Here is a 24,733-nt window from a genome sequence, read left to right as displayed (position 1 = left end):
CGGCTCACCCCGACGCCGGCAGCTGCCGGGCGATCTCGTCGGCCCACGCGTCGATCGCGCGCCAGTCGCGGAAGTCGCCGTACCGCGCACCGGTCAGGCGCATGACCAGCCGGCTCATCCGCGGGAATTGGTCCTTGCGCACCACCCCGGAGAACAGGCGGGTGTCGCGTGGGTGCAGCGTGTCGAGGAAGGGCGCCACCGACAGCGGGCCCTCCTTGACCGCCAGGCGCCGCGCCGGTCGGGGAAGCGCGTCGACCATCCCGACGCTGAACAGCCAGACCGGACGCGCCGCGAGGTCGGCGGCGTGCAGGTTCACGAAGCCGGCCGCCTCGGGCGTCCATGCCTGCTGGTGCACCGCGCTGCCCATCACCACCGCGTCGTACGCCGTGATGGTCGGGAACTGCTCGATCGACACGCACTCGACGCTCGGTCCGTGCTCGCGCAGGCGCGCCGCGAGCCGCTCGGCGATGGTGCGGGTGGATCCGTGCGGGCTCGCGTAGGTCACCAGCACGCGTGGCATCGTCACCGTCCCCGTGCCGAGGTGCTCATTCGCTCGCCACGTGGCGACCCGGCGCGGGGAGGTCGACGTCGGCCTCGATGATGACCGGACAGGCCGACTCGCGCAGGACGACGCGGGTGACCGGACCCAGGTGCGAGCCGAGCGGAAGGCGCGGGTGGTGGCGCCCGACGACGACCACGCGCGCATCCTCGGAGGCCGCGATGAGCGCCTCCGCCGGCCGCGCATGGACGATGACGAGCGGGGTGTCGACATGGGGGAAGTCGGCCAGGAGCGGTCCGAGCTCGCTCTCGAGACGCTCGCGTTGGCGCTGGGTCTCCTGCTCGCCGGCCTCCCCTGCGAAGGTGAGGTTGTCGAAGGCGTCGGAGTACCACCAGGCGTGCACCAGCTCCACCACGTCGTCGGGCTCCCGTGTCCGCTCGAGCACGGCGCGCACGATCTCCTCGGACTCCTCAGCCCCTTCCACGCCGACGACGACAGGGGCGGCCGGGCGGTCCGCCCCCCACTCCCGGGGCACCACGGCGACCGCGCTGTGCCCACGGGCGGCCACCCCGTGCACGACCGACATCGCGCTGAGCACGGGCGTCGGCCGGGGATGGCGACGCACCAGCACGACCAGGTCCACGTCGCGGCTGGCCTCCACCAGGGTGGGGACCACTCGCCCGTGCAGCACCTCGCCGGTCACCGGTACGTCGGCGCCGTCGAGCGTCTCGCGTACGGCCTCGGTCGCGTGCTCCACCGCGGCGTTGCCGAGCAGCTGCATCTCCTGACCGTCGAGCCCCACCTCGGAGGTGATCGGCAGACCCGGGAAGGCCGGGGGGACCACGTGCACGACGTGGATGCCTGCCCCGCGGCGCCGCGCCTCCTGGGTGGCGAACGCGACGCCGGGTCCGTGGTCGTCGACGCCGTCGACCGGAAGGAGGATCTTCGGGGACGGGTCCGTGGGGGACTGGCTCATGGCGGCTCCTCTCCGTGGGCCAATCTGGCGCGGAGCGGCGCGTCCGTACAGGGCCCTATGGCCCGGGGTCCTGGCCCGGACGGCAGGGAACGGGTCCTTCGTCCCTAACGCCGGCCCGCGCGGCGATGGACCCTGAACGGACCGGCCGCGGCCGGCCCGTCACCCGAAGGAGTCCCGAGATGTCGCTGCTCGACACGTGCGCGGAGGCGGTGGTGGCCGGCGTCGACGGCTCGGACTCCGCCGACCAGGCGCTGGACTGGGCCGCCGCGCAGGCGGCGCTGGAGAGGCGCCCGCTGGTGATCGTGCACGCGGCGAGCCTGACCACGCTGACCGGCGACGACGTCGACCCCGCGATGCTGGTGGCCGCGCTGCGGGCCGAGGGGCGCGCCCTGGTGCAGGGGAGCGCCGCCCGGGTCGCCGAGCGTGAACCGGACGTGGAGGTGCGCTCCGAGATGGTCCTCACCGACGCGCGGGTGGCGCTGCTCGAGGCCGCGGAGTCCGCGCACCTGATCGTCGTCGGGTCCCGGGGTCGCGGCCCGGTCAGCAGCCTGCTGCTCGGCTCGGTCGGGGTGGCGCTGTCGCAGCACGCCCGCTGTCCGGTGGTCGTGCGACGCCCGCACCCGCCGGAGTCGGCCGGGGAGGGGATCCTCGTCGGCACCGACGCGACCCCGCACTCCGACCCGGCCGTGGAGTGGGCGTTCGGTCAGGCCGCGCTGCGGCGTACCCCGCTGAGCATCGTCCGCACGTTCTTCGAGGCCGGCCTGGAGGGCGAGGTCACCGAGTCCGAGGGCGGGTACGACGAGCTCTGGGCGCAGCTGCGCGAGGTCGGCGACCGGTTCGGCCCGCGGTTCCCCGACGTCGAGGTGCGCCTGCGGCTGCGCCGGGGGCTCGCCGACGAGGAGCTCGCCCGAGCGGCCGAGACCGCGGAGATGGTGGTGCTCGGCAGCCACGTGCGGCGCTCGATCTTCGGGCTGCTCGACCTCGACGTCCCGCACGGCGTCCTCGTGCACGCGCCGCGGTACGTCGCGGTGGTGCCCACCCCCGAGGAGTGAGGGTGACCGCGCCGGTCGGGACCGCGCCTGCCGTCCAGGTCGAGGGCCTGGTCAAGACCTTCGGCCGGGTCCGGGCGCTCGACGGCCTCGACCTGCAGGTGCGCCCCGGGGAGGTGCACGGCTTCCTCGGCCCGAACGGGTCGGGCAAGTCCACGACGATCCGGGTGCTGCTCGGGCTGCTGCGCGCCGACGCGGGGCAGGTGCGGCTGCTCGGCGGCGACCCGTGGCGGGACGCGGCGACCCTGCACGAGCGCCTCGCCTACGTGCCCGGCGACGTCGCGCTGTGGCCGGGCCTGACGGGCGGTGAGGTGATCGACCTGCTCGGCCGGCTGCGCGGCGGACTCGACGAGGCGCGGCGGCGGGCGCTGGTGGAGCGCTTCGCCCTCGACGAGACCAAGCGCTGTCGCACCTATTCCAAGGGCAACCGGCAGAAGGTCGCCCTGGTCGCTGCGCTCGCCGCCGACGTGGACCTGCTGCTGCTCGACGAGCCCACCTCGGGCCTCGACCCGCTCAAGGAGGCGGAGTTCCGCGACTGCGTGCGCGAGGTGCGCGACCGCGGCACGGCGGTCCTGCTCTCCAGCCACGTGCTCGCCGAGGTGGAGCAGCTGTGCGACCGGGTCAGCATCATCAGCGAGGGGCGCACCGTGGAGTCCGGGACCCTTGCCGAGCTGCGCCACCTCTCCCGCGCGGAGGTGGTCGCCGAGCTGGCCGGGCCGCCGCCGGACCTCGCCGGCACGGCCGGTGTCCACGACCTGGTGGTCGAGGGCAGCGTGCTCCGCTTCGACGTCGACACGGCCGCGATGCCGGAGGTGCTGCGCGAGCTGCTCGCGCACGGGCTGGTCTCGCTCACCACGCAGCCGCCGAGCCTGGAGGAGCTGTTCCTGCGCCACTACGGCACCCGGTCTGGGTCGCCGCCGTCCGTGGCCGGGGCCGGGGAGCGATGAGGGGCACCGCGCTGCTGCTGGGTGCCCAGCTGCGGCGCGATGCCTGGCAGGTGCTGGCGTGGTCCGTCGGCCTCGCGCTGCTGTACTGGAGCCAGGCGGTGAGCGTCGACCGGCTCTACGAGACCCGCGCCGACTTCGAGCAGGCCGCGGCGAGCATGGAGGGCAACCCGGCCTTCATCGCGATGACCGGCCCGACCCGCGCGCTGGACACCGTCGGCGGTCAGGTCGCGTGGCAGTCGGCAGCGTTCGGCGCCGTGCTGGCCGGGCTGATGAGCATGTTCCTCGTCGTGCGCCACACCCGCGGCGCCGAGGAGGGCGGGCGCGACGAGCTGGTGCGGGCGGCGCCGGTCGGGCGATTCGCCGGGGTCGCCGCCGCGATGCTCGAGGCCGCGGTCGCCCAGGTCATCGCCGGTACGGCGGTCGCCCTGGCGCTGGTGACCTACCCGCTGGAGGCAGCGGACTCGGTGGCGATGGGCGTGGGCCTGGCCCTCACGGGCTGGTGCTTCGCCGGCCTGGCGCTCCTCGCCGCCCAGCTGGGCGCGAGCGCCCGCTCGGCGTACGCCCTGGTCGGTGTCGGTCTGGCCGCGGCGTACGCCCTGCGCGCGGTCGGGGACGTCGGCGCCCCGGCGCTCTCCTGGCTCTCCCCGATCGGGTGGTACCAGGCGATGCACGCGTTCTCCGGGCTGCGCTGGTGGCCTGCCCTGCTCCTGCTGGCCGGCACTGCGATCACGGTGGCCGGGGCCTGCTGGGTGCTGGTGCGCCGAGACCACGGCAGCGGCGTGCTCGCGGATCGGCCCGGACCGGCGCGTGCCGGCCCGTCCCTGGACGGTGCGTTCGGGTTGGCCTGGCGTCTGCAGCGGACCTCGGTCGCGGCCTGGGCGGCCGGTCTGTTCGTCGCCGGACTCGCCTACGGCTCGATCGGCGACGACGTCGAGGACCTGCTCGGCAGCTCGGGGACCACTCGCGAGCTGTTCGCGGCGGATGCGGCCGGCGACCTCGTCGCTGCCTTCCAGGCGACCTCGGTGCTGACGCTGGCCCTGCTGTCGACGGCCTTCACGATCTCCTCGGCGCTGCGCCCGCGCGCGGAGGAGGGGCGTGCCCGCGTCGATGCGCTGCTGGCCACCGGCCTCTCCCGGTCGCGCTGGTGGTGGGGCCACGCCGCGGTGACGATCACCGGGACCCTGGTGGTCCTGCTGGCCGCGGGGCTCGGGCTCGGGGTGGGGTACGCCGCGGTCACCGGCCGCTGGGGGAAGGTGGCGGAGCTGACCGCGGCGACGCTGCCGTATTCCGCGCCGGCGCTGGTGCTGGCCGGGGTCACCTGGACGCTGCACGGGATCACCGCGCGCGCCGCCCCGCTGGGCTGGGCGGGGCTCGGGGTCGCCTTCGTGGTGATGGTCTTCGGCGACCTGATGAACCTCCCCGCCGCGGTGCAGGGACTCTCGCCCTTCGAGCACCTCGCACTGGTGCCCCTGGAACGCTTCCGGGTCACCCCGGTGCTGCTCACCGCGGTGCTCGCCGGCCTGCTCGCCGCCGCGGGGCGTCGGCTGCTGCTCGCCCGCGACCTCGGGTGAGCCGGCCGTGCTCGCCGTCGGGTCGACGTCGTTCGCGCCGCCCGGTGGTTCATCTTGGGCATCCTGCTTCCCCGCGCCTGCGAGATCGGCTTGTCTGGAGGTCGAGGCGCGGGGTCGTCGCGGCGGGGCGCAGCTCCCGTGACGGCGACCCGGTCGCCTGTGACGGACAGGCGGAGGGCGCCCCCCCCATCCCCACGTCACGAGGAGGAACCATGAGACCCACAGGAGCCGGCCGCGCCGCGCGCTGCCTCACCACGGTCGGGCTGCTGGTCCTGACCTGCCTGATCGTGCCGGCGACGCCCGCCACCGCGACCTTCGACGGGGAGAACGGCCGGATCGTTTTTCGGCGGTTCACCGACGCCGAGCAGACCACCGGAGCGTTGTTCAGCGCCCGGCCGGACGGGTCGGGCGAACGCCAGATCACCTATCCCGCTGAGGGCGTCCACGACCGCAGCCCGGACGTGTCGCCCGACGGGAGGCGCATCGTGTTCCAGCGCTCCGGGCCCACCCAGGACGACATCTTCGTCGTCAACGCAGACGGCACGGGCCTGCGCCAGCTCACGAGCAGGTCCCATCCGGAGGGCAACTGCCTGCCGCTGAGCGGGGTCTGCAACTTCACGCCCGCCTGGTCCCCGAGCGGCAGGCACATCGTGTTCAGCCGGGCCTTCGGGCCGGTCGAGGATGACCTGGTCGAGACCCTCGCCGTGTTCATGATGCGTGCCGACGGGACGCACCTGCGCCAGCTCACCCAGCTGCGTCCCCCGGCGAGCGGCGCGACCGGCGAGGACCTCGAGCCGCAGCTGTCGCCGGACGGCACCAAGGTCGTCTTCCGGCGCGAGAACGTCCGGGCGGCCCGGCCCGTCGACGGGGTCGCGGTCTGGGTGCTCGACCTGCGCACCGGCCGGGAGCGCCGGGTGACGCCGTACCGCATGGGTGCGGGTGACACTCCCGACTGGTCACCGGATGGGCGACGGATCGTGTTCACCGACCACGTCTTCGACACCGAGACCAACGCGAACGTCTACACCGTGCGCCCCGACGGCCGCCACCTGCGCCAGCTCACCTTCGCCGACGACGGGATCACCCGCTACCTCGCCACGTCCTTCTCGCCGGACGGACGCTGGATCACGGTCGGCAAACGACCGTCGACCGGCGGGCCCGAGCTGAACGCCGCGGACGTCGCCATCATGCGTCGGGACGGGACGGACGAGCGGCTGGTGACGAGGACCGAGGCCCCGGACAGCTATCCGGACTGGGGTCCGCGGGTCAGGTCGCGGCACGTGCGCTGAGCCGCCCGGATCGCCTCGCCGGTCACTCGCTCGGCATCAGGATCCACAGCACGGGATAGATCAGGAACTGGCTGCCCGGGATGACCATGAGCAGCAGGACGAAGAGCAGGCGGGCCACCCACGGGCTCAGGCCGAAGCGGCGCCCGAGACCGGCGCACACGCCGGCGATCGCACGGTCCTGGCGCGGGCGGAGCAGTCCCTGGCGGGCGAGGCTGGCACGGATGTCGCTCATGGGTGGTTCCTTGGGTCGCTGGGGTGGTGCGACCAGCCTGCCGCACCGCGCCGACACCTCCCATCGGGAGGAGCCCTGGTCCCACCCTGATCCGCGCTCAGGTGTGCGGCGGGGGCGGCGGGCCCGGGGGAGGCGCTGCGGGAGTCGTCGCGTCCTCACGACCCCCTTGGTCCAGGCGGAACGGCGGGTAGACGTCGGTCATCAGCGCGGCGTACCCCGCGACCCGCAGCGACCATCGGTTCAGGCCGACGACGAGGTCGAACAGCGGCTGCGGGTAGCGGCCGGTGAACAGCAGGATGACGCCGGCGAAGAAGACCAGGACGCTCGACAGCCCGGGCGTCGAGGCGGTCACCTCACCGGTGGCGGTGCTCGTGGCGTACGACGTCCCGGAGACGATCAGCCCGACCACGATGTAGTGGGGGATGGCCAGCAGCCACCACTTCACCAGCACCAGGCCGCGCGAGAGCCGCTCGGGGTAGTCGATCTCGAGGTGCGCGGGGTAGTCGGGCACGTCGCGCAGCGTGAACGGCGGGTAGCGGTCGGTGCCGAGCGCCGAGTAGGTGTAGAAGCTGACCCGCCAGCTCCAGCGCATCACCCCGACGTTGAAGGTGAAGATGCCGCGCGGGTAGTGCGCGGTGATCAGGATCGCGAAGAACGCGACCACGCTCAGCACCAGGAAGGCCAGGTACAAGAAGAACAGCACGACCAGGTGCGGGATGGCCAGCAGCCACTTCACCAGCCACAGCCAGCGGCTCAGCGGCTCGTCGAGGTCACCGGTCACCTGGACCGGGTAGCGGTAGGCGGCCATGGCGCACTCCTCGTCCGACGTCGCTCCACGGTCCGTCCACGCGCGGTGACCCGGGTAGGGCCGAACGGACCAGGAACGCCGGGACCGTTGCCCTCGGCAACGGGACGTTCGCGCCTGTCCGCGCGCGCGGACTGGCGGTCGAATGGCGGTGGGAGGGTGATGGCCATGGAGAGCGAGCGGGACGCCGCCGCGGCCGGCGTCGACCTGTACTGGCTGCCTCTCGGCGCCGGCGGGCGGACCGGGGTCGTCCGGGCCAGCGGCCGGGTCTACGAGGCGATCGCGGCCCGGCGCGAGCACCGCGCCCCGGCGCCGTTGTTCCACTCCGCCCTCGAGGTGCAGTACGCCGGGGCGCGCTACGCGCTGGAGATGGCTCCGGTGTGGAGCGGCTCGGCCGCCGGGCACGGCGTGGTGTGCGAGGGACCGGTGGGGCTGGCCTGCCTCGGCCGCTCACGGCTGTTCCGCTACGAGGTGCGCTGCTGGCGCGGCGGCGCGATCCCCGACCTCGAGGAGGCGGTGGGCGGTGCGCAGCGCCTGAGCACGGACCCGCTCCGGGCGGAGCGGCTGCTCGCCGTGGTGTCGGACTTCCCCGCCGCCACCTGGGGTCGCGACGAGCTGGGCGCGGGGGAGATGTGGAACTCCAACTCGCTGGTCGCCTGGCTGCTGGCACGCAGCGGGCACCATCCCGAGGCGCTGGCGCCACCGTGCCGCGGACGGGCGCCGGGCTGGTCGGCCGGGCTGGTGGTGGCCGCCAGGGAGGAGCAGGGACGTGCGGACCCGCAGGACTGAGACGGGCGGCAATCTCGCCGCGTGGCAGGCACGGCTCCTCACGCCCGCGCCCCCGGAGGTGTTCGGGGCCGAGGAGCTCGACGGTCTGCCCGAGCCGGTACGCCGCCACCTGAGCGCCGCGATCGCGCCCGGGACACCGCTCGCGCGCGGTGCCACGCTGACCATGCGCGGCAGCCTGCGGCTGGGCCCGCGGTGGCTGCCGTTCCGCGCCGTGGAGGTGCTCGACCCACACGTCGGCTTCGTGTGGGGGGCGCGGGTGGGCGGCCTGATCGCCGGCTCCGATCAGTACGTCGACGGCGCGGGGGCGATGCGCTGGCGGCTCGCGGGACTGCTCACCGTGGCGCAGGGCGAGGGCCCCGACGTCTCCCGCAGCGCTGCGGGGCGTGGCGGTGCGGAGGGGGTGTGGGTCCCGACCGCACTGCTGCCGCGCTACGGCGTGCGGTGGTCGGCCGAGGACGACACCCACGTCACCGTCCACCACCGTCTCGGGGACAACCCGGTCGACGTCCGCTGCACCCTCGACGACGACGGCCTGCTCCGCTCCTTCGTGCTCGAGCGCTGGGGCGACCCCGACGACACCGGCAGCTGGGGGTGGCACCCCTTCGGCGGCGAGATCACCGAGCACCGCACGTTCGGCGGTCTCACGATCCCGGCCCGCGGCACGGTCGGCTGGCACCACGGGACCGACCGCTGGGCCGCGGGTGAGTTCTTCCGCTTCGACGTCGGGTCCCTGCGGGTGCCGTCCCCGGCGTCCCCTGAGAGCCCGGCCGCGCCCCCTCACCACCAGGGGTGTGAAACGGTGGGAGGCGACATCAGCGAGCGGGGCGGACGAACCAGCGAGAGGCGCCGGGCGACGAGCCCGCAGAGAAGAGCATCCACATGAAGCCTGTCAAGGTGGTGCTGTCGAACGACTACCAGCTGGTGTTGCGCGGCCTGGTGGCCCTGCTGGCCCCGCACTCCGACCTGGTCGAGGTGGTGGAGGTGTCCACCGGTACCGACTTCGTGCCCGAGGCCGACGTGATCTTGTTCGACACCTTCGGACGCCTCCCCGACAAGGACGAGAAGCTGCGTGCGGTGGTCACGGCCAACCCCAAGGCGAAGATCGTCGTCTACAGCTGGGAGACCTACCCGCCCGAGGTCGCGCACGAGCACGGCGCGGTCGGCTGGATCGGCAAGGGTGTGTCGGGGGAGGAGCTGGCGGAGCGGCTGGTCGAGGTGCACCAGGCCGAGGGCAGCGACTCGTTCACGATGAAAGCCGACGGTGACCCCAAGCCCGACGAGGCCACGATGGCCGACTGGCCCGGGCGCGAGCAGGGCCTCAGCCCCCGCGAGGGCGAGATCCTCGGCATGATCTGCCACGGCCTCACCAACGAGGAGATCGCCGCACGGTCCTTCCTCAGCATCAACACGATCAAGACCTACATCCGCACGGCGTACCGCAAGATCGGCGCGACGAGTCGCCCGCAGGCGATCTTGTGGGGTGTCGACCACGGGCTGCGGGGCGAGGGCTCGATCGAGCCGTAGCCCCGGCCGGCGCCGTGCACGCGCCTCACCCGTCGGAGTGGTGTCGCCGCGCGAGGCGCGGGGTACCAGTCGCGCGGACAGGAGGCCCATGGACCCGCACCCGCTCACCCGCGCCGCTCGCGCCGGCGGCGTGCTGCTCGCGGCCGGCACCAGCGCGCTGGCGGCGGTGCGCTCCGCCCGCAAGCCGCTGCACCCGGAGGGCGACCTGCGCGCCGGACGGCTCCACCGCACCGGGTCCGCCGAGCCGAGCGGCGTCGCGTGGATCGACGAGCCGGGGGAGGACGAGGTCGTCGTACGCCTCTCGCGCGCCATCGGCCTGCCCTCCCGGCTCCCCGACGTCCACGGCCTGGCGCTGCGGGTGCCGACCACCGACGGTCCCGGCGACCTGCTGTTCGCCAGCACCGGCTGGGGACGGCTCACCCGCTTCCTGCTGACCGGTGGGCGTCGGCCCCGCAGCCGCCCGATGACCACGCTGCTGCCCTACGACAGCCCGACCGGGCCGGTGCTGCTGGGGCTCCAGGGCGGTCCGGCTCCCGAGAGCTACGAGCTGCGCTGGGCACACGCGAGGGGACCCTGGCACCCGTTCGCGGAGCTGCGGCTGGTCCCCGACACCAGCGACGACGGGCCGGTCTCCTTCGACCCGGTGCGTCACCGGATCCCGGGCCTGCGCCAGTACGACGTCGTACGACGGCTGCGCGAGCCCGCCTATCGCCGTGCGCGGGCCTCGCGCGCGGACGACCCGTCACCCACCACCGAGGAGTCTCCCCGTGTCCACTGACGCCATCGTGATGCTCAAGGACGACCACAAGCTGATCCTGAAGACCTTCCGCGACTTCGAGGCCGCCGGCGAGGCGGCGTACAAGACCAAGGGCAGCCTGGTGGACCGGATCATCGAGCTGCTGACGGTGCACACCTACATCGAGAACGAGGTGATGTACCCCCGCGTCCGCGAGCTCGTCCCGGAGCTCGAGGACGACGTGCTGGAGTCCTACGAGGAGCACCACGTCGCCGACGTGCTCGTGATGGAGCTGGCGGGGATGCAGCCCACCGACGAGCGCTTCACCGCCAAGACCACCGTCCTCATCGAGAACGTGCGCCACCACATCGAGGAGGAGGAGCAGGAGTGGTTCCCGCAGGTGCGGGAGGCCCTGGGGCGCAAGGTCCTGCAGGAGATCGGTGCCGAGATGACCCAGGCCCGGGAGAGGGCGCCGCGCCGCCCGTCCCAGCCGAGCGCGCTGAAGAAGGCCGTGGACGCCGTCATCGCCTGACCCGCCCGCCCCGCGGTCCATACCGGCGGTCCCCACCGGAGGGGATCTCCGGGCGTTCGGCGTGCAGGCCGTGGGGGCCAGCACCACGATGAATCCATGATCGCCAGGAACCGGCGGGTCGTGGTCACGGGCGTGCCCGGCTCGACGACCTCGATCGCTCGACGCGGCGCCGACGCGATCGAGGCGGACCGGTGTACCGCGATCGTGCCCCCGCAGGCGGCGCTCGTCGTGCGCAGCACCCCGCCCGCGGTCCTCGGCTGGCTCATTGCGCGCACCGGCTGGCGTCGCTGAGGGACGTCACTGTCCGGCGTGGCGACGCCCGCGGGGACCCGGGGAGCCGCACTCTGGTGCGGTCCGGGGGCCACGCCGCTGGTCATCGATCGACAACGGGACGAACGGACGAACGACGTGAGCCAGGCCTCCGCGCCGACCACCCACCGCGGCGACATCCAGGGCCTGCGCGCCCTCGCCGTCCTCGCGGTGGTGGCCTACCACGCCGGGATGCCCGGCATCAGCGGCGGTTTCGTGGGCGTCGACCTGTTCTTCGTGCTCTCGGGCTTCCTCATCACCGGCCTGCTGCTGGCCGAGCACGGCCGCACCGGCACGGTCTCGCTGCGCGGGTTCTGGGCGCGGCGCGCCCGCCGCCTGTTGCCGGCCTCGACCCTGGCGCTGGTGGCGACCGGCCTGGCCGCCGCGGTGTGGATGCCGGTCCTCGACCGCCGCACGGTCGCCCACGACATCGGCTGGTCCGCGCTCTTCTCGGCCAACTGGCGCTTCGCCCAGCAGGAGACCGACTACCTCGCCCAGGACCGCACCTCCAGTCCGGTGCTGCACTTCTGGTCCCTCGGCGTGGAGGAGCAGTTCTACGTCGTGTGGCCGCTCCTGGTGGTGGGCCTCGGCGTGCTGGTGGCCCGCGCGGGGCTGCGCCGGCACCTGCGCACGGCGTACCTGCTGCTCTTCGCGCTCGTGGTCGTGGCGTCCTTCGCCTGGTGCCTGCACCAGACCGGGGTCAGCCAGCCCTACGCGTTCTTCGGCACGCCGGCGCGGGCCTGGCAGCTGGGCCTCGGCGCGCTGCTGGCCGCCGCGGTGCCGTTGCTCCGCCTCGGTCGGCGTACCTGTGCGGCCCTCGGGCTCCTCGGCCTGGTCGGGTACGCCGTGGCGCTGGTCGCGCTGCAGGAGAGCGGCGCCGGCGGGTACGCCTACCCCGGCTTCCTCGCGCTGCTCCCGTCGCTGGCCGCGGTCGCGCTGATCGCCGCTGGCACCGGCGCCGGTGGGCAGGCGACCCTGCTGGGCCGCGCCCTGTCGGTGCGTCCGCTGCAGTGGCTCGGGGACCTGTCGTACTCCTGGTACCTGTGGCACTGGCCGGTGCTCGTGATCCTCCCGTACGCCGTCGGCGGCGACTCCTGGCCGTGGCGGGTGCTCGCCGTCGCGCTCTCGCTGCTCGCCGCGTGGGGCTCCTACGTGCTGGTCGAGCAGCCGGTGCGCCGGGCGCGGGTGCTGGCCGTCCGGCCGTGGCGCTCGATCGCCTTCGGTGGGGCGCTCGTCGCGCTGGTCGCCGTACCGGTGACGGTGCTGGCCTCGGCACAGACCGACGGCGTCGTGGAGCTGCGCGACGGGCGCACGGTGGCGCTCACCCCGAACCCCGCGGTCGCGGCGGAGGACGTGTTCTCGATGCGCCAGCGCGGTTGCGACCTGGGCTATGAGGAGCGTGCGCTCGAGGATCTCGGCGCGTGCGGCTTCGGCGACCCGGCGGGTCAGCGGGACGTCGTGCTGCTCGGCGACAGCCACGCGGTCCAGGTCTTCCCCGGTCTGGACGTCGCGGCGAAGGCGGAGGGATGGCGGCTGTGGGCGTGGTCGAAGAGCGCCTGCCCGATCGCCGACGTCACCAGGTTCGACGGGGCGCTCGGCCGCGAGTTCGAGGAGTGCGACGACTTCCGCGCCGCGATCATCACGGAGGTGATCGCCGCCGATCCCGAGCTCGTCGTGCTGGGGATGGCCAGCGACGGGCTCCGGGTGATCGACCGCGACAGCGGCGACCTCCACGACGCCCACGACTCGCGGCCGCTGCTGGTCGAGGGCCTGCGCCGCACCGTGGAGCGGTTCACCGACGCCGGGATCGCGGTGGTGATGGTCGCCAGCCTGCCGTCCGCCAAGGTGAACCCGCCGTCCTGCCTGGTGGAGACCGGCCGGGTCTCGGAGTGCCTGGTCACCGCGCGCCGCGGCGCGCGCATCGAGCACGCGGCGCTGGCCGACCTCTCCGGCGTCGAGTTCTTCGACCTGCGCGACGGCGTGTGCCGCCAGCGCGTCTGCACGCCGGTGCAGGGCAGGACGCTGGTGTACCGCGACACCAACCACATCACCCGCACCTACGCGCTCACGCTGGCGCCGCGGTTCCGCGCGCTGCTCGCGGGTCAGGAAACGGCCCGCCAGGACACCGCCCGCCCGGACTGAGCGCCGTGGCGGGTGCGAGGCTGGACTCATGCAACCGCTCACCGCCCAGGAGATCCGCGGTTCGTTCGTCAACTGCACCAAGGGCGAGGCCACCCGGCTGCCGCTGCCCAAGGCGATCGCGCCGTCGCGGTGGGAGCAGCTGGACTTCCTCGGCTGGCGTGACGCCGGCGCCCCCGACAGCGCCTACCTGGTCGTGCCGGGCGACAGCGGCCCGGTCGGGCTGGTGCTGCGGATCAGCAACGGTGCCGGGCGCGGCGGGCGCAAGAACATGTGCGCGTTCTGCCTCACCACCCACTCCAGCACCGACATGGCGCTGATGGTCGCGCCCCGCGCCGGCGCTGCCGGACGCGCCGGCAACACCGTCGGCACCTACCTCTGCGCCGACCTGGCCTGCTCGCTCTACGCCCGCGGCATCAAGCGCCCCGACCGCGCCCAGCCGCACGAGACGCTCACCCCCGAGCAGCGCGTCGAACGGCTGTGCGCCAATGTCGACACGTTCGTACGCCGGGTGCTCACCCCGCGCTGATCCCTAGACGTCCGGCGGGTGTGCGCTGAGGAGCGCAGTGGTGCCGCGGTCCTTGATCAGGTGCAACCCGTGGGGCGATCGCCAGAGATAGGTGGCGGCGTCGGTCTTGTCGTAGCGCCAGCCGGTGTGGGTCTTGGCCCGATGATGTGGCCGGCACAAGGGCGCCAGGTTCCTAATTCCGGGGTTAACTACCCAGCCCTGGCGGTCAGCAACTCAGTCGCGCAGCAACCCAAGGGCGATGAGGACTAGGCCGTAGATGCCAACCCATCCGCCTGCCGCTCCAGCGACGACGAGCAGCGTGGGCGGAGTCTCGCCGTCCGCCTCCATCTGGCGGGTTGCGGCGATGAGTATGACGCCGAGGAGCCCAATCACCACGAGGCCGAGCCCGCGTTTCACTCTCTCCGACATGGGGCCGACCGTAACTGAGAGGCGGTATCCGCGCTGGCTGACCGCGTAATCACGGTCGCGGGACGGGTGGCTCCGACGCGGGCCGTCCCGGGACGCAGGCCGCCGCGTCCCGGGACGGGTGGGCCGAAGGAAGACCCTGGAACCCCTCAGGCCCGAGCGGCCCGGCCCAGGGGGAGACGTGTGAGGACAGCCCCGGGCCGGGCCACGTTTCTTGCTTGGCGGTCGACCGGCTGCCGCCGGAGAGGGTCAGCTTCGTCAGCGACGACGGCCGGGTCACCGCGGTGCCGACGCGCTCCTCGGCGCGGATCGACTGGATGTTGTGTGACCAGTTGTCGCCGGTCGTGCCCAGGTCCACGACGAGGGGCCCGCGGCGGAAGATCGTGACGCCTGTCGGTTCCACCACCCACACGACGGCCGCGGTCGCCGCCGGGGTGGAGATGACGGGCACGCCGAGGATCGAGGACGGTCCCGCCGTGGTCGGGTCGAGGACGTAGGTGCCTGCCGTGGTCGCCTTCGACTTCCGGACCTCCGCCACCACGTTGGGGTGCGCGATCACGGCGGCCGGGCTCGAGTGCGGCACCCACCAGTGCCCGGGCCGCGTCGGTCGACATGCCGAGGGCGGCCCCCAGCTCCATCGGCGCGAACTCCGCGACGAGCGGCGTCCCCTCGCCCCCGAGCGGCATCGCGACCTCGGCGAAGAGCCACCCGCCGTTCGATCCACCGTTGGTCGAGCCCTCGTCGGTCGAGTTGGTCGAGACCGGGTGCATCGCGGCCCACAGCAGGGCGCCCTCCAGGACCAGGACCTCGGCTCGCTGGGCTGCGGCCCGCTGGTCCTGCACGAACGCCAGCACGGCGGCGGGGGAGCCGCTGTCGGGGAGTTCGGGGGAGGCCATACCTCATCCTAGTCGAACATGCGTTCGAGGGCAAGAGGTTCGTCGACAGCCGGTAGTGGTGGCCCGTGCAGGAGTGTCTCGCTCTGCGCGTCCGCGGAGGAGGTCCCTCAGGGCCGGAACCGCGCCCAGCCGCGTGCCGTGACGCCACCCACCCGGGAGAACTCACCGCCGAGCACCAGCGCATCGGGGGTGGCCGTGATGGCGTGGATCCCCCAGAACCCGTCGACGGGCGGGCGGAAGTCGGGGTCCAGGGCGCCGGTGCTGACCCGGGCGGCGAGCACCTTGAGGGTGGTGTCCCCACGAAACCCCTCGTGGAATCCGAAGTAGACGTGGTCGCCCTGGACGTCGAGCGCCTGCACGTCGCCCATGGCGGTGTGGCGGAACAGCTGCGCGCCGGACGCCGCGTCCCAGGCGACCAGCGCGTTGGCGTACTCGCCGGCGGCGACGAGGAGGCGGCTGCCGTCGGAGGAGACCTCGACGCCGAAGGACGGGTGGACCGACGCGGCGTACGCCGGCCCGCGCAGCACGCCGGTGGCCTTGGCGACCACACCCACGCCGCGGCGGGCCTGTCCGCCCAGGGCGGTGAACTGCCCGGCCAGGTAGACGCGGTTCCCGCTGACCGCGATGCCCTGGACGGCGCGGTTCACCGACGGGCGGAACTTCGGCACCGGCCGGCCGGTGGCGGCGCGTACCCGTGCGAGCCGGGGGAGGGCCGCGCCGCCCACCGAGGTGAAGTCGCCGCCCAGGAAGAGCGCCTTGCCGGAGAGCTCGAGCGCCAGCACGGCCGCGTTGGCGTTGGCGCGGAACGCCTTGTCCACCACGCCCCAGTGCGCCCACACCTTGGCCGCGCGCGCCCGGGCGACCCCGCCGATGCGGGTGAAGGAGCCCCCGACCCACAGCGACCGACCGTCGGTGGTGAGGGCGCGGACGGCGCCGTTGGTGTCGGCGCGCCACCCGGTCAGCAATGCGCCGGTGCGCAGCGAGAACGCCGCGAGGTTGGCGCGGGGCACCCGTTCCCCGGTGGGGCCCACCGCTGCGGAGAAGCTTCCCCCGACGACCACGACGTTGCCCGCGACCGCTGTCGCGAGCACCGGTCCGTCGACGCCCCAGCTCGCCACGGCTTCGGGGCGCACGTGCGCGGCCTGCGCGCTCGGGGGAAGGAGCGCAGGAAGGCCCAGCACCGGTACTGCGATCGCGAGCAGCAGGAGGGCGACGCGGCACGGCACGGCATGCATGTCGGCAGCCTGAACGGCGACGGTCTCGCCCGCATCATCGGAAGTGGGGACGCGGCCCGGGCGCCGGGGCCGAAACCGATGCGGGGTGCGGGGCGACTGCTCGATACGATCGCGAGGGACGCCCTTCGGCGCCCCACCCCGCACCACCGTCACGCGGTCGAACCGCGCCGTCCCGACCCCAAGGAGCACCCACGTGTCCGACAAGAAGATCGTCCTCGTCCGCGCCGACGCGCGTGAGGACATGACGGTCACGGCGGGCACCAAGGCCTGGCAGCTGTTCTCCGAGACCCCGGAGGTCATCGCCGCCCGGGTCAACGGCGAGCTGAAGGACCTCTCCTACGAGCTGGTCGACGGCGACGTCGTCGAGGGCGTCGAGATGTCCTCCAAGGACGGGCGCGACATCCTGCGTCACTCCACCGCCCACGTGCTGGCGCAGGCGGTGCAGCAGCTCTACCCGGACGCCAAGCTCGGCATCGGTCCGCCGGTGACCGACGGGTTCTACTACGACTTCGACGTCGAGACCCCGTTCGTGCCCGAGGACCTGGTCAAGATCGAGTCCGCGATGCGCAAGATCATCAAGGAGAACCAGCGCTTCGAGCGCCGGGTCACCACCGACGCCGACGCCCTCGTGGAGCTCGCCGAAGAGCCCTACAAGGTCGAGCTGATCGGTCTCAAGGGGTCGGGCAACGCGGAGAGCGCCGCCGAGGGCGCCTCTGCCGAGGTCGGCGCGGGCGAGCTGACGATCTACGACAACATCAACCGCAAGGGCGAGGTCGCCTGGTCCGACCTGTGCCGCGGCCCGCACCTGCCGACCACCAAGCGGATCCCGGCCTTCAAGCTGATGCGCACCGCCGCGGCGTACTGGCGAGGCGACGAGAAGAACAAGATGCTGCAGCGCATCTACGGCACCGCGTGGGAGTCCAAGGAGGCCCTCGAGGAGCATCTGCACCGCATCGAGGAGGCCGAGCGCCGCGACCACCGCAAGCTCGGTCGCGACCTCGACCTGTTCAGCTTCCCCGACGAGCTGGGCTCGGGCCTCCCGGTCTTCCACCCCAAGGGCGGTGTGCTCAAGCGGGTCATGGAGGACTACGTCCGGGCCCGCCACATCGAGGAGGGCTTCGAGTACGTCGGCACCCCGCACATCTCCAAGGACGGGCTGTTCCACACCTCGGGGCACCTGCCGCACTACGCCGACACGATGTTCCCGCCGATGGAGTTCGAGGGGTCGAACTACCAGCTCAAGGCGATGAACTGCCCGATGCACAACCTGATCTACAAGAGCCGCGGGCGCTCCTACCGCGAGCTGCCGCTGCGGCTCTTCGAGTTCGGCTCGGTCTACCGCTACGAGAAGTCCGGCGTGATCCACGGCCTGACCCGGGTGCGCGGCTTCGCCCAGGACGACTCGCACTCCTACTGCACCCCCGAGCAGGCGCCCGAGGAGGTCAAGCACCTGCTCAGCTTCATGCTGAGCGTGCTGCGCGACTTCGGCCTCGACGACTTCTACCTCGAGCTGTCCACCCGCGACCCCGAGAGCGACAAGTTCATCGGCACCGAGGAGCAGTGGGCGGTCGCGACCAAGGTGCTCGAGGACGTCGCCACCGAGACCGGTCTCGAGCTGGTCCCGGATCCGGGCGGCGCGGCCTTCTACGGCCCCAAGATCTCGGTCCAGGCCAAGGACGCGATCGGGCGCACCTGGCAGATGGGCACGGTGCAGTACGACTTCAACCAGCCGCACCGCTTCGAGCTCGCCTACCAGGCCGCCGACGGCTCGCGCCAGGAGCCGGTGATGATCCACTCGGCGAAGTTCGGCTCGATCGAGCGGTTCATCGGCGTACTGGTCGAGCACTACGCCGGTGCCTTCCCGCCCTGGCTCGCGCCGGTCCAGGCCGTGGCGATCCCGATCGCCGAGCGCCACGACGACTACCTCAAGGACATCGTGGCCCAGCTCAAGGCCGCCGGGCTGCGCGCCGAGGTCGACCTGAGCGACGACCGGATGCAGAAGAAGATCCGCAACGCCCAGCTGCAGAAGGTGCCGTTCATGCTGATCGCCGGCGACGACGACGTCGAGGCGGGCGCGGTGTCCTTCCGCTACCGCGACGGCCGCCAGGACAACGGGGTCCCGGTCGCCGAGGCGATCGCCCGGATCACGGCTGCCGTGGAGGCGCGCGAGCAGGTCTGATCGGCCTCTGCCTCTGGCTCTGCCTCTGCCTCGGGTGGTGCTTTTCGGCGCAGTTGCGCGGAAAGGCGCCACCCGAGGCGTTCTTCTCGGTGCGACCACACCGGCCCCAACCGCCACATCGCGTCGACGTTTGGTCCCCAACGACAATCATCTGGGCCGTTGGGGTGCCGTTCGTGACCAATCGGCGGCCCGGCAGCGCCCCGCTCAGCCGGAGCGAGGAGGCCTCCCGACCCCCGCAGAACCTTCGGTGCGCGACCTACGCTGGAGGCCATGTCGGTGCTCCGCTCGATGCTCGTGCTCGTCATGGCGACGGTGCTCCTCCTCAGCTGTGGGAGGGACGGCGACGAGCCGGCGGAGCGCGACGCGGCGGCCTCCAAGGCACCGTCCCAGGACTCCGGCTCCGACCGCGGCCGGGGCGCCCCGGGTGATGCGAACCGGCCCGATCCGGACGAGCTCGAGTCCCTCGCGGGGCGCGCGGAGAAGGAGGCGGTCAAGGAGTCCAAGGCACGTCGCCCGCTGCTGGGGGCCGACGCCGGCTGGCCGCAGTGCCGCAAGGGCCTGGGCATCCCCGCGCGTCCCACCCAGGGCCAGCCGATGCCGCTGCCGCAGGCCCGCTACGTGATCCTCGGGCTGACCAACGGCCCCGGCTTCACCCGCAACCCCTGCCTGCCCTGGCAGGTCCGCTGGGTGCGCCAGCGCGGGATGCTCCTCGGGGCCTACGCGGTGGTCAGCTATCCCTCGCGGGCGCAGCTGGCCAAGCACCGCGACGCCGGGCCGTACGCCGGGGGCACCCGGATCGGCGCGCTGCGCAACGTCGGCTACGAGCAGAGCCGGGCCAACCTCACCACGATGAAGCGGGCCAAGCTCAAGGTCCCCGCCGTGTGGCTCGACGTCGAGCCGGTGACCATCTGGGAGTGGAGCCCGGATCGCCGCGCGAACGCCGCGGTCGTGCAGGGCGCCGCGCGCGCCTACCGCGAGGCGGGCTACAAGATCGGGGTCTACTCGACGGCCCACCTGTGGGAGCTCATCGTCGGTGACTTCAGCCTCGGGGTGCCCGAGTGGCGGGCTGCGGGGGAGACGTCGCGGGCCGAGGCGCTGAACCGCTGCGGCAAGGCGCACTCCATCCAGGGCGGCCCGTCGGTGCTCAGCCAGTGGGTCGCGCTCAACCGCGACCAGAACGTCACCTGCCCCGGCGTCAACGCGCTGCCGTGGTTCGGCAAGCCCTGATCCGAGCAGGCCGTACCGGCCGCGCCGGTGTCGGCGCACCGCCCTAGGATCGGGTGTCATGAGCCAGTCCGAGGAGACCCTGACCCAGGACGGGATCGGCCGACCCGATGACCTGGAGCGGCTCTGGACGCCGCACCGGATGGCCTACATCCGCGGCGAGAACAAGCCGAGCGACGCCTCGGCCGGCGAGTGCCCGTTCTGCCGGATCCCCCGTGGGGAGGACGCCGACGGGCTGATCGTGCACCGCGGCGAGCACTCGTTCGTGGTGCTCAACCTCTACCCCTACGCGCCGGGTCACCTGATGGTCTGCCCCTACCGCCACATCGCCGACTACACCCAGACCACCCCTGCGGAGATGGTGGAGATCGGCGAGCTGACCAAGCGCGCGATGACGGTGCTCCGCTCCCGCTCGGGCGCCGAGGGTTTCAACATCGGCATGAACCAGGGCCACATCGCCGGCGCCGGCATCGCCGCGCACCTGCACCAGCACGTCGTCCCGCGCTGGGCCGGCGACCAGAACTTCATGCCGGTCATCGGGCGCACCAAGACCGTGCCGCAGCTGCTCGCCGACACCCGCGACCTGCTCGCCGAGGCCTGGGACGAGGCGTGAGCGGGGCCGGCGACCCGGCCGGCGACCTCGTCGGCGACCTGTGCCGCGACGCTGAGCTCGCCGTACGACTGGTGACCGCAGGGGGCCAGCTGGCCCGGCAGATGCGGGCCGGGGGACTGCATGCCGAGCAGAAGACGTCGATCTCCGACGTGGTCACCGCCGCCGACCATGCGGCCGAGCGGGCGATCGTCGACACCCTCGCCGCCGAGCGACCCGCCGACGGTGTCCTCGGCGAGGAGGGCTCCGCCCACGACGGCACCAGCGGGCGCACCTGGGTGATCGACCCGGTCGATGGCACCTACAACTTCGTCGCCGGCCTGGACTGGTGGTGCTCCGCCCTCGCGCTGCGCGACGGCGACGAGCTGCTCCTCGGCGCCGTGCACCACCCTGCGAGCGGGACGACGTACGTCGGCGGGCCGGGCCTCCCGGCGACGGCCGACGGCGTGCCGCTGGCGCCGCTGGTCGACCGCCCGCTGGCGCAGTCGTGCCTGGCGACCTACCTGCACCCGCCGTTCCTGGGCACCCCCGTCGAGGACGCCTTCGCTCGCGCCGCCCGCAGGGCCGCCACGCTGCGGATGCTCGGCTCGGGCTCGATGGACGCGATGGCCGTCGCGAGCGGGATGCTGCACGTCGTGTGCCAGCACTCGGTGCCGCCGTGGGACGAGCTCCCGGGCGCCGCGATCATCCGCTCCCTGGGCGGGGAGACCCGGCACGTCGAGGCCGCCGGCAAGCGTTGGTACGTCGCCGGCGTGCCCACCGCGGTCGCCGAGGTCTGCGCCGCGCTCACCGAGGGGTAGCCTGCTCGCGCCATGATGGATCACTTCCGCGCTTTCTGGACCAAGATCGTCGCCGCGCCGATCGCCGCCCTCCTCGTCCGGATGGGGGTGAGCCCGGACGCGGTCACGCTGGTCGGCACCCTCGGCGTCAGCGCCGGTGCGCTGGTGTTCTTCCCGCAGGGCAAGCTGCTCACCGGCGTCCTGGTGATCACCGCCTTCGTGTTCAGCGACCTCATCGACGGCACCATGGCCCGCTCGACCGGCCGGGTCAGCAAGTTCGGTGCCTTCTGGGACTCCACCCTGGACCGGATCGCCGACGGTGCGATCTTCATCGGCCTCGCGCTGTACTTCGCCTGGGAGGAGCCCAGCCGGCTCTACCTCGTGCTGTCCCTGGTGTGCCTGCTCATGGGCGCGGTGACCTCCTACGCCCGCTCGCGCGGTGAGACCCTCGGCTACGACGTCAAGGTCGGCATCGCCGAGCGCGCCGACCGCCTGGTCGCGATCCTGGTGATGACCGGTCTCTCGGCGATCTTCGACCTGCCGTGGCTGATGTACGCCGCCCTGTGGTTCCTCGCCGTGGCCAGCACGATCACCGTCGGTCAGCGGATCTGGGTGGTCCGCAAGCAGGCCCTGGCCGAGGCCGCCGCCGGCTGAGACCGACGACGCAGGGTGCGCCGGGGTCCTACGATCGCTGCATGTCGCAACCCGAGCAGTTCGCGCCCACGACCGGCACCGGCACCACCCGCGTCAAGCGAGGGATGGCCGAGATGCTCAAGGGCGGCGTCATCATGGACGTCGTCACCGCCGAGCAGGCCCGCATCGCCGAGGACGCCGGCGCCGTGGCGGTGATGGCGCTGGAGCGGGTGCCCGCCGACATCCGCGCCGAGGGCGGCGTGTCCCGGATGAGCGACCCCGACATGATCGACGAGATCATCGCCGCGGTCTCGATCCCGGTGATGGCCAAGGCTCGCATCGGGCACTTCGCCGAGGCCCAGGTCCTCCAGAGCCTCGGGGTCGACTACATCGATGAGTCCGAGGTGCTCACCCCCGCCGACTACGCCCACCACATCGACAAGTGGGACTTCGACGTCCCGTTCGTCTGCGGCGCCACCAACCTCGGGGAGGCGCTGCGCCGGATCACCGAGGGCGCGGCGATGATCCGCTCGAAGGGCGAGGCCGGCACTGGGGACGTCTCCAACGCCGTCACCCACATGCGCACGATCCGCGCGGAGCTGCGCCGCCTCGCTGCGCTGGCGCCCGAGGAGCTGTACGTCGCGGCGAAGGAGCTCCAGGCGCCGTACGACCTGGTGCGCGAGGTCGCGGAGACCGGCAAGCTCCCGGTCGTGCTGTTCACCGCGGGCGGCATCGCGACTCCGGCCGACGCAGCGATGATGATGCAGCTGGGCGCCGAGGGCGTCTTCGTGGGCTCGGGCATCTTCAAGTCCGGCAACCCCGCGCAGCGCGCCGCGGCGATCGTCCGGGCCACGACCTTCCACGACGACCCGGACATGGTCGCCAAGGCCTCCCGCGGGCTCGGCGAGGCGATGGTCGGCATCAACGTCGAGGAGATCCCGCAGCCGCACCGGCTCGCCGAGCGCGGCTGGTGATCGGCAGCTGAGCGGACCGGCAGGCCGTGTCCGACCTGGCGGTCGACGTCGCCCGGGTCCTGGGCCTGCTGGTCCTGGCGGCCCTGGCGGCGGGCTGGTTGCGCTGGCTGCACCGCCGGCTCGCGGTGGTCACCGGCTGGCCGGTGTGGGCACGCCGGGCATCGTTGGTGGTGCTCGGCGGGGGAGCGCTGCTGTGCGTTGCCGCCAACCTCGCCTACCGCACCGTCGACCCGGCGCCGTGGCGTCCGCTGGTGTGGCTGGGCCTGGCCTGGTTCGCGCTCGCCTGGTACCTCACCCTCGGCTGCGCGGTGCTCGCCGTCCTCGTGCTGGTGATGAGCCTCGCGCGCGGCCCCGAAGCCGGGACGCAACTGCTCCGGTGGGGGACACCCGCGGTGGTGCTGGGCACGGTCGCGGTGGTCGCCGCGGGCGCCGTCATCGCCCAGCGCCCCCACGTCACCTCCTACGAGGTGGTGGACCCGGCGCTGCCGCCGGGCTGGGACGGCACCCGGGTCGTGCTGCTCACCGACCTGCATGTCGGGGCGGTGCGCGGACGGGCCTGGGTGGAGCAGGCGGTCGAGATGGTGAACGCCGAGGACCCCGACCTGGTCGTGCTCGCCGGCGACCTCGTCGACGGTCGCGAGCGGTACACCGGACCGGACCTGGCGCCGCTGGCCAACCTCGACGCCCCGCTCGGGGTGGTCGCTGTCTCGGGCAACCACGAGATGGAGACCGGCGACGCCGCGGCCTACCTCGAGCGCTGGGAGGAGCTGGGCATCACCGTGCTGCGCAACGAGCGGGTCGTGCTCACCCGGGGCGGCGACGAGATCAGCATCGCGGGCATCCACGACGAGACGGGCACCGGCGACCTCGCGCCGGACCCGGACGCCGCGCTGGCCGGGGCCGACCCGGGCGGCTTCACGGTGCTGGTCGCGCACGAGCCGCGCCAGCTGGTCGCCGACGCAGGGGTGGACCTCCAGCTGTCCGGGCACACCCACGGAGGTCAGCTGTGGCCCTTCGGCTGGCTGGTGGCGCTGCAGCAGCCGACCCTGGCCGGCGTCGACGAGGTGGACGGGGTCACGGTCGTGACCTCGCGGGGCTTCGGCACCTCGGGGCCGCCGGTGCGCACCGGCGCCGCGCCTGAGATCACCGTCGTGACCCTGCGCCGCGCTCACTAGCCTGAGGCCCGTGACCGGACCGACGATCGGTGTGCTCGCCCTCCAGGGCGACGTGCGCGAGCACCTCGCCGCCCTTGAGCGGCTGGGGCGCCGCGGCGTACGCGTGCGGCGACGCGAGGAGCTCGACGACTGCGACGCGTTGGTGCTGCCGGGCGGGGAGTCGACCACGATGTGCCGGCTCGCCGGGAGCCTCGGCCTGCTGGAGCCCCTGCGCGCGCGGGTGGCGGCGGGCATGCCGGCCTTCGGCACCTGTGCGGGGATGGTGCTCCTCGCCGACCGGGTGCTCGACGGCGCCGCCGGGCAGGAGCTCGTCGGCGGTCTGGACGTCACGGTGCGGCGCAACGCGTTCGGGCGCCAGGTCGACTCCTTCGAGGGGCCGCTGGCGGTGCACGGACTCGCGGACCCGGTGCACGCGGTCTTCATCCGGGCCCCGTGGGTGGAGGAGGTCGGCGCCGGGGTCGAGGTGCTGGCCGAGGCCGCCGGGCACCCGGTGGCGGTGCGCCAGGGCCGCCTGCTCGCGACGTCGTTCCATCCAGAGGTCGGTGCGGACACCCGGCTGCACGGCCTGTTCGCGGAGCTGGTGGACGGCTGACGCCGGCGCCGGTCCGGGGTGATGCCAGCCCCGTCCCGGGCACGTCGTACGACGCCGGTCACAGACGCGAGTAGGATCGACAGCCGATTCTCGGCGAGCAGAAGA

At 73.2% G+C, this 24,733-nt stretch carries 26 protein-coding genes and 1 pseudogene; 20 read left to right on the top strand and 7 right to left on the bottom strand.

All coding sequences use genetic code 11. The features are described 5' to 3' along the window. Positions 1-4: 4 nt before the first annotated feature. Entirely contained in the window at positions 5-511 is a 507-nt protein-coding gene (locus HBO46_RS11345) for a flavodoxin domain-containing protein (RefSeq protein ID WP_207950084.1), read from the bottom strand. 34 nt (positions 512-545) lie between these two features. Beyond that, on the bottom strand, positions 546-1,475 hold the full coding sequence (locus tag HBO46_RS11340) for a universal stress protein (RefSeq protein ID WP_166139460.1): 930 nt from the start codon (positions 1,473-1,475) through the stop codon (positions 546-548). A gap of 179 nt (positions 1,476-1,654) precedes the next feature. Between HBO46_RS11340 and HBO46_RS11335 the strand changes: the two genes are divergently transcribed. The 4 genes from HBO46_RS11335 (at position 1,655) to HBO46_RS11320 (ending at position 6,331) form a co-directional block, all read left to right on the top strand. Continuing rightward, the gene (locus tag HBO46_RS11335) at positions 1,655-2,527 is read left to right on the top strand and encodes a universal stress protein (RefSeq protein ID WP_166139461.1); all 873 of its coding nucleotides are present in this window, start codon (positions 1,655-1,657) and stop codon (positions 2,525-2,527) included. Between the two features lie 2 nt (positions 2,528-2,529). Continuing rightward, positions 2,530-3,471 (top strand): ABC transporter ATP-binding protein, encoded by a 942-nt coding sequence (locus tag HBO46_RS11330; RefSeq protein WP_166139463.1) that lies wholly within the window; start codon positions 2,530-2,532, stop codon positions 3,469-3,471. After that, entirely contained in the window at positions 3,468-5,042 is a 1,575-nt protein-coding gene (locus tag HBO46_RS11325; protein WP_166139464.1) for an ABC transporter permease, read from the top strand. The genes HBO46_RS11330 and HBO46_RS11325 overlap by 4 nt, the downstream gene beginning before the upstream one ends. Before the next feature lie 212 nt (positions 5,043-5,254). Continuing rightward, positions 5,255-6,331, top strand: coding sequence for a TolB family protein (locus HBO46_RS11320; RefSeq protein ID WP_166139466.1), 1,077 nt, complete (start codon positions 5,255-5,257; stop codon positions 6,329-6,331). Between the two features lie 22 nt (positions 6,332-6,353). Here the strand turns inward: HBO46_RS11320 and HBO46_RS11315 are convergent, their stop codons facing one another. After that, positions 6,354-6,563: a PspC domain-containing protein gene (locus tag HBO46_RS11315; RefSeq protein WP_166139468.1), complete on the bottom strand. Its 210-nt coding sequence runs from the start codon at positions 6,561-6,563 to the stop codon at positions 6,354-6,356. A 97-nt stretch (positions 6,564-6,660) separates the two neighbouring features. Then, positions 6,661-7,371, bottom strand: coding sequence for a DUF4389 domain-containing protein (locus HBO46_RS11310; protein ID WP_166139470.1), 711 nt, complete (start codon positions 7,369-7,371; stop codon positions 6,661-6,663). Between the two features lie 165 nt (positions 7,372-7,536). Between HBO46_RS11310 and HBO46_RS11305 the strand changes: the two genes are divergently transcribed. The 8 genes from HBO46_RS11305 (at position 7,537) to HBO46_RS11270 (ending at position 13,926) form a co-directional block, all read left to right on the top strand. Next, positions 7,537-8,157, top strand: a complete 621-nt coding sequence (locus tag HBO46_RS11305) for a hypothetical protein (RefSeq protein ID WP_166139471.1) — start codon at positions 7,537-7,539, stop codon at positions 8,155-8,157. Further along, positions 8,138-9,040: a DUF6544 family protein gene (locus HBO46_RS11300; RefSeq protein ID WP_166139473.1), complete on the top strand. Its 903-nt coding sequence runs from the start codon at positions 8,138-8,140 to the stop codon at positions 9,038-9,040. The genes HBO46_RS11305 and HBO46_RS11300 overlap by 20 nt, the downstream gene beginning before the upstream one ends. Then, positions 9,037-9,681 (top strand): response regulator transcription factor, encoded by a 645-nt coding sequence (locus HBO46_RS11295; protein ID WP_166139475.1) that lies wholly within the window; start codon positions 9,037-9,039, stop codon positions 9,679-9,681. The genes HBO46_RS11300 and HBO46_RS11295 overlap by 4 nt, the downstream gene beginning before the upstream one ends. 88 nt (positions 9,682-9,769) lie before the next feature. Next, entirely contained in the window at positions 9,770-10,459 is a 690-nt protein-coding gene (locus tag HBO46_RS11290) for a hypothetical protein (protein WP_166139477.1), read from the top strand. Beyond that, positions 10,449-10,949 (top strand): hemerythrin domain-containing protein, encoded by a 501-nt coding sequence (locus HBO46_RS11285; protein WP_166139479.1) that lies wholly within the window; start codon positions 10,449-10,451, stop codon positions 10,947-10,949. The genes HBO46_RS11290 and HBO46_RS11285 overlap by 11 nt, the downstream gene beginning before the upstream one ends. A 96-nt stretch (positions 10,950-11,045) precedes the next feature. Next, entirely contained in the window at positions 11,046-11,240 is a 195-nt protein-coding gene (locus HBO46_RS11280; RefSeq protein ID WP_166139480.1) for a hypothetical protein, read from the top strand. Positions 11,241-11,357: 117 nt separating this feature from the next. Then, a complete protein-coding gene (locus HBO46_RS11275; RefSeq protein ID WP_166139483.1) occupies positions 11,358-13,400 on the top strand; it encodes an acyltransferase family protein in 2,043 nt (680 codons plus the stop codon). Between the two features lie 28 nt (positions 13,401-13,428). Next, the gene (locus tag HBO46_RS11270) at positions 13,429-13,926 is read left to right on the top strand and encodes an FBP domain-containing protein (protein WP_166139485.1); all 498 of its coding nucleotides are present in this window, start codon (positions 13,429-13,431) and stop codon (positions 13,924-13,926) included. Positions 13,927-14,139: 213 nt separating this feature from the next. On the opposite strand, the gene HBO46_RS11265 is transcribed toward HBO46_RS11270, so the two are convergent. From HBO46_RS11265 to HBO46_RS11255, 3 genes are all read right to left on the bottom strand, one after another. Beyond that, positions 14,140-14,334: a hypothetical protein gene (locus tag HBO46_RS11265; protein ID WP_166139486.1), complete on the bottom strand. Its 195-nt coding sequence runs from the start codon at positions 14,332-14,334 to the stop codon at positions 14,140-14,142. Positions 14,335-14,383: 49 nt separating this feature from the next. Next, positions 14,384-14,890: a phage major capsid protein gene (locus HBO46_RS11260; protein WP_166139488.1), complete on the bottom strand. Its 507-nt coding sequence runs from the start codon at positions 14,888-14,890 to the stop codon at positions 14,384-14,386. A gap of 444 nt (positions 14,891-15,334) precedes the next feature. Then, on the bottom strand, positions 15,335-16,462 hold the full coding sequence (locus HBO46_RS11255; protein WP_166139490.1) for a hypothetical protein: 1,128 nt from the start codon (positions 16,460-16,462) through the stop codon (positions 15,335-15,337). 241 nt (positions 16,463-16,703) lie between these two features. Here HBO46_RS11255 and thrS point away from each other — a divergent pair, with 241 nt between their 5' ends. The 8 genes and pseudogenes from thrS to pdxT all read left to right on the top strand — a co-directional run bounded on the left by thrS (position 16,704) and on the right by pdxT (position 24,628). Beyond that, positions 16,704-18,641, top strand: a complete 1,938-nt coding sequence (gene thrS / locus HBO46_RS11250; protein WP_166139659.1) for a threonine--tRNA ligase — start codon at positions 16,704-16,706, stop codon at positions 18,639-18,641. 270 nt (positions 18,642-18,911) lie between these two features. Further along, positions 18,912-19,868, top strand: a complete 957-nt coding sequence (locus HBO46_RS11245; protein WP_166139492.1) for a glycoside hydrolase family 25 domain-containing protein — start codon at positions 18,912-18,914, stop codon at positions 19,866-19,868. Between the two features lie 58 nt (positions 19,869-19,926). After that, positions 19,927-20,478 carry an HIT family protein gene (locus HBO46_RS11240; protein WP_166139493.1) on the top strand — a complete coding sequence of 184 codons (552 nt, stop codon included), beginning with the start codon at positions 19,927-19,929 and terminating at the stop codon, positions 20,476-20,478. Continuing rightward, positions 20,475-21,275, top strand: a complete 801-nt coding sequence (locus HBO46_RS11235; RefSeq protein WP_224769005.1) for an inositol monophosphatase family protein — start codon at positions 20,475-20,477, stop codon at positions 21,273-21,275. Before HBO46_RS11240 ends, HBO46_RS11235 begins: the two co-directional genes overlap by 4 nt. 12 nt (positions 21,276-21,287) lie before the next feature. Beyond that, complete coding sequence (gene pgsA, locus HBO46_RS11230) at positions 21,288-21,908, top strand: phosphatidylinositol phosphate synthase (protein WP_166139495.1); 621 nt, start codon at positions 21,288-21,290, stop codon at positions 21,906-21,908. Between the two features lie 41 nt (positions 21,909-21,949). Next, positions 21,950-22,861 (top strand): pyridoxal 5'-phosphate synthase lyase subunit PdxS, encoded by a 912-nt coding sequence (pdxS, locus tag HBO46_RS11225; RefSeq protein WP_166139496.1) that lies wholly within the window; start codon positions 21,950-21,952, stop codon positions 22,859-22,861. 332 nt (positions 22,862-23,193) lie between these two features. Then, positions 23,194-23,799: pseudogene (locus HBO46_RS20865) on the top strand (metallophosphoesterase); the annotation flags it as partial. A gap of 247 nt (positions 23,800-24,046) precedes the next feature. Then, complete coding sequence (pdxT, locus tag HBO46_RS11215; protein ID WP_166139498.1) at positions 24,047-24,628, top strand: pyridoxal 5'-phosphate synthase glutaminase subunit PdxT; 582 nt, start codon at positions 24,047-24,049, stop codon at positions 24,626-24,628. Positions 24,629-24,733: the final 105 nt, after the last annotated feature.

The organism is Nocardioides ochotonae (assembly GCF_011420305.2).
GTDB classification, from domain to species: Bacteria; Actinomycetota; Actinomycetes; order Propionibacteriales; family Nocardioidaceae; genus Nocardioides; species Nocardioides ochotonae.
Note: the sequence above shows the minus strand (reverse complement) of the source record. Positions and strands in the feature narration are given on the sequence as shown.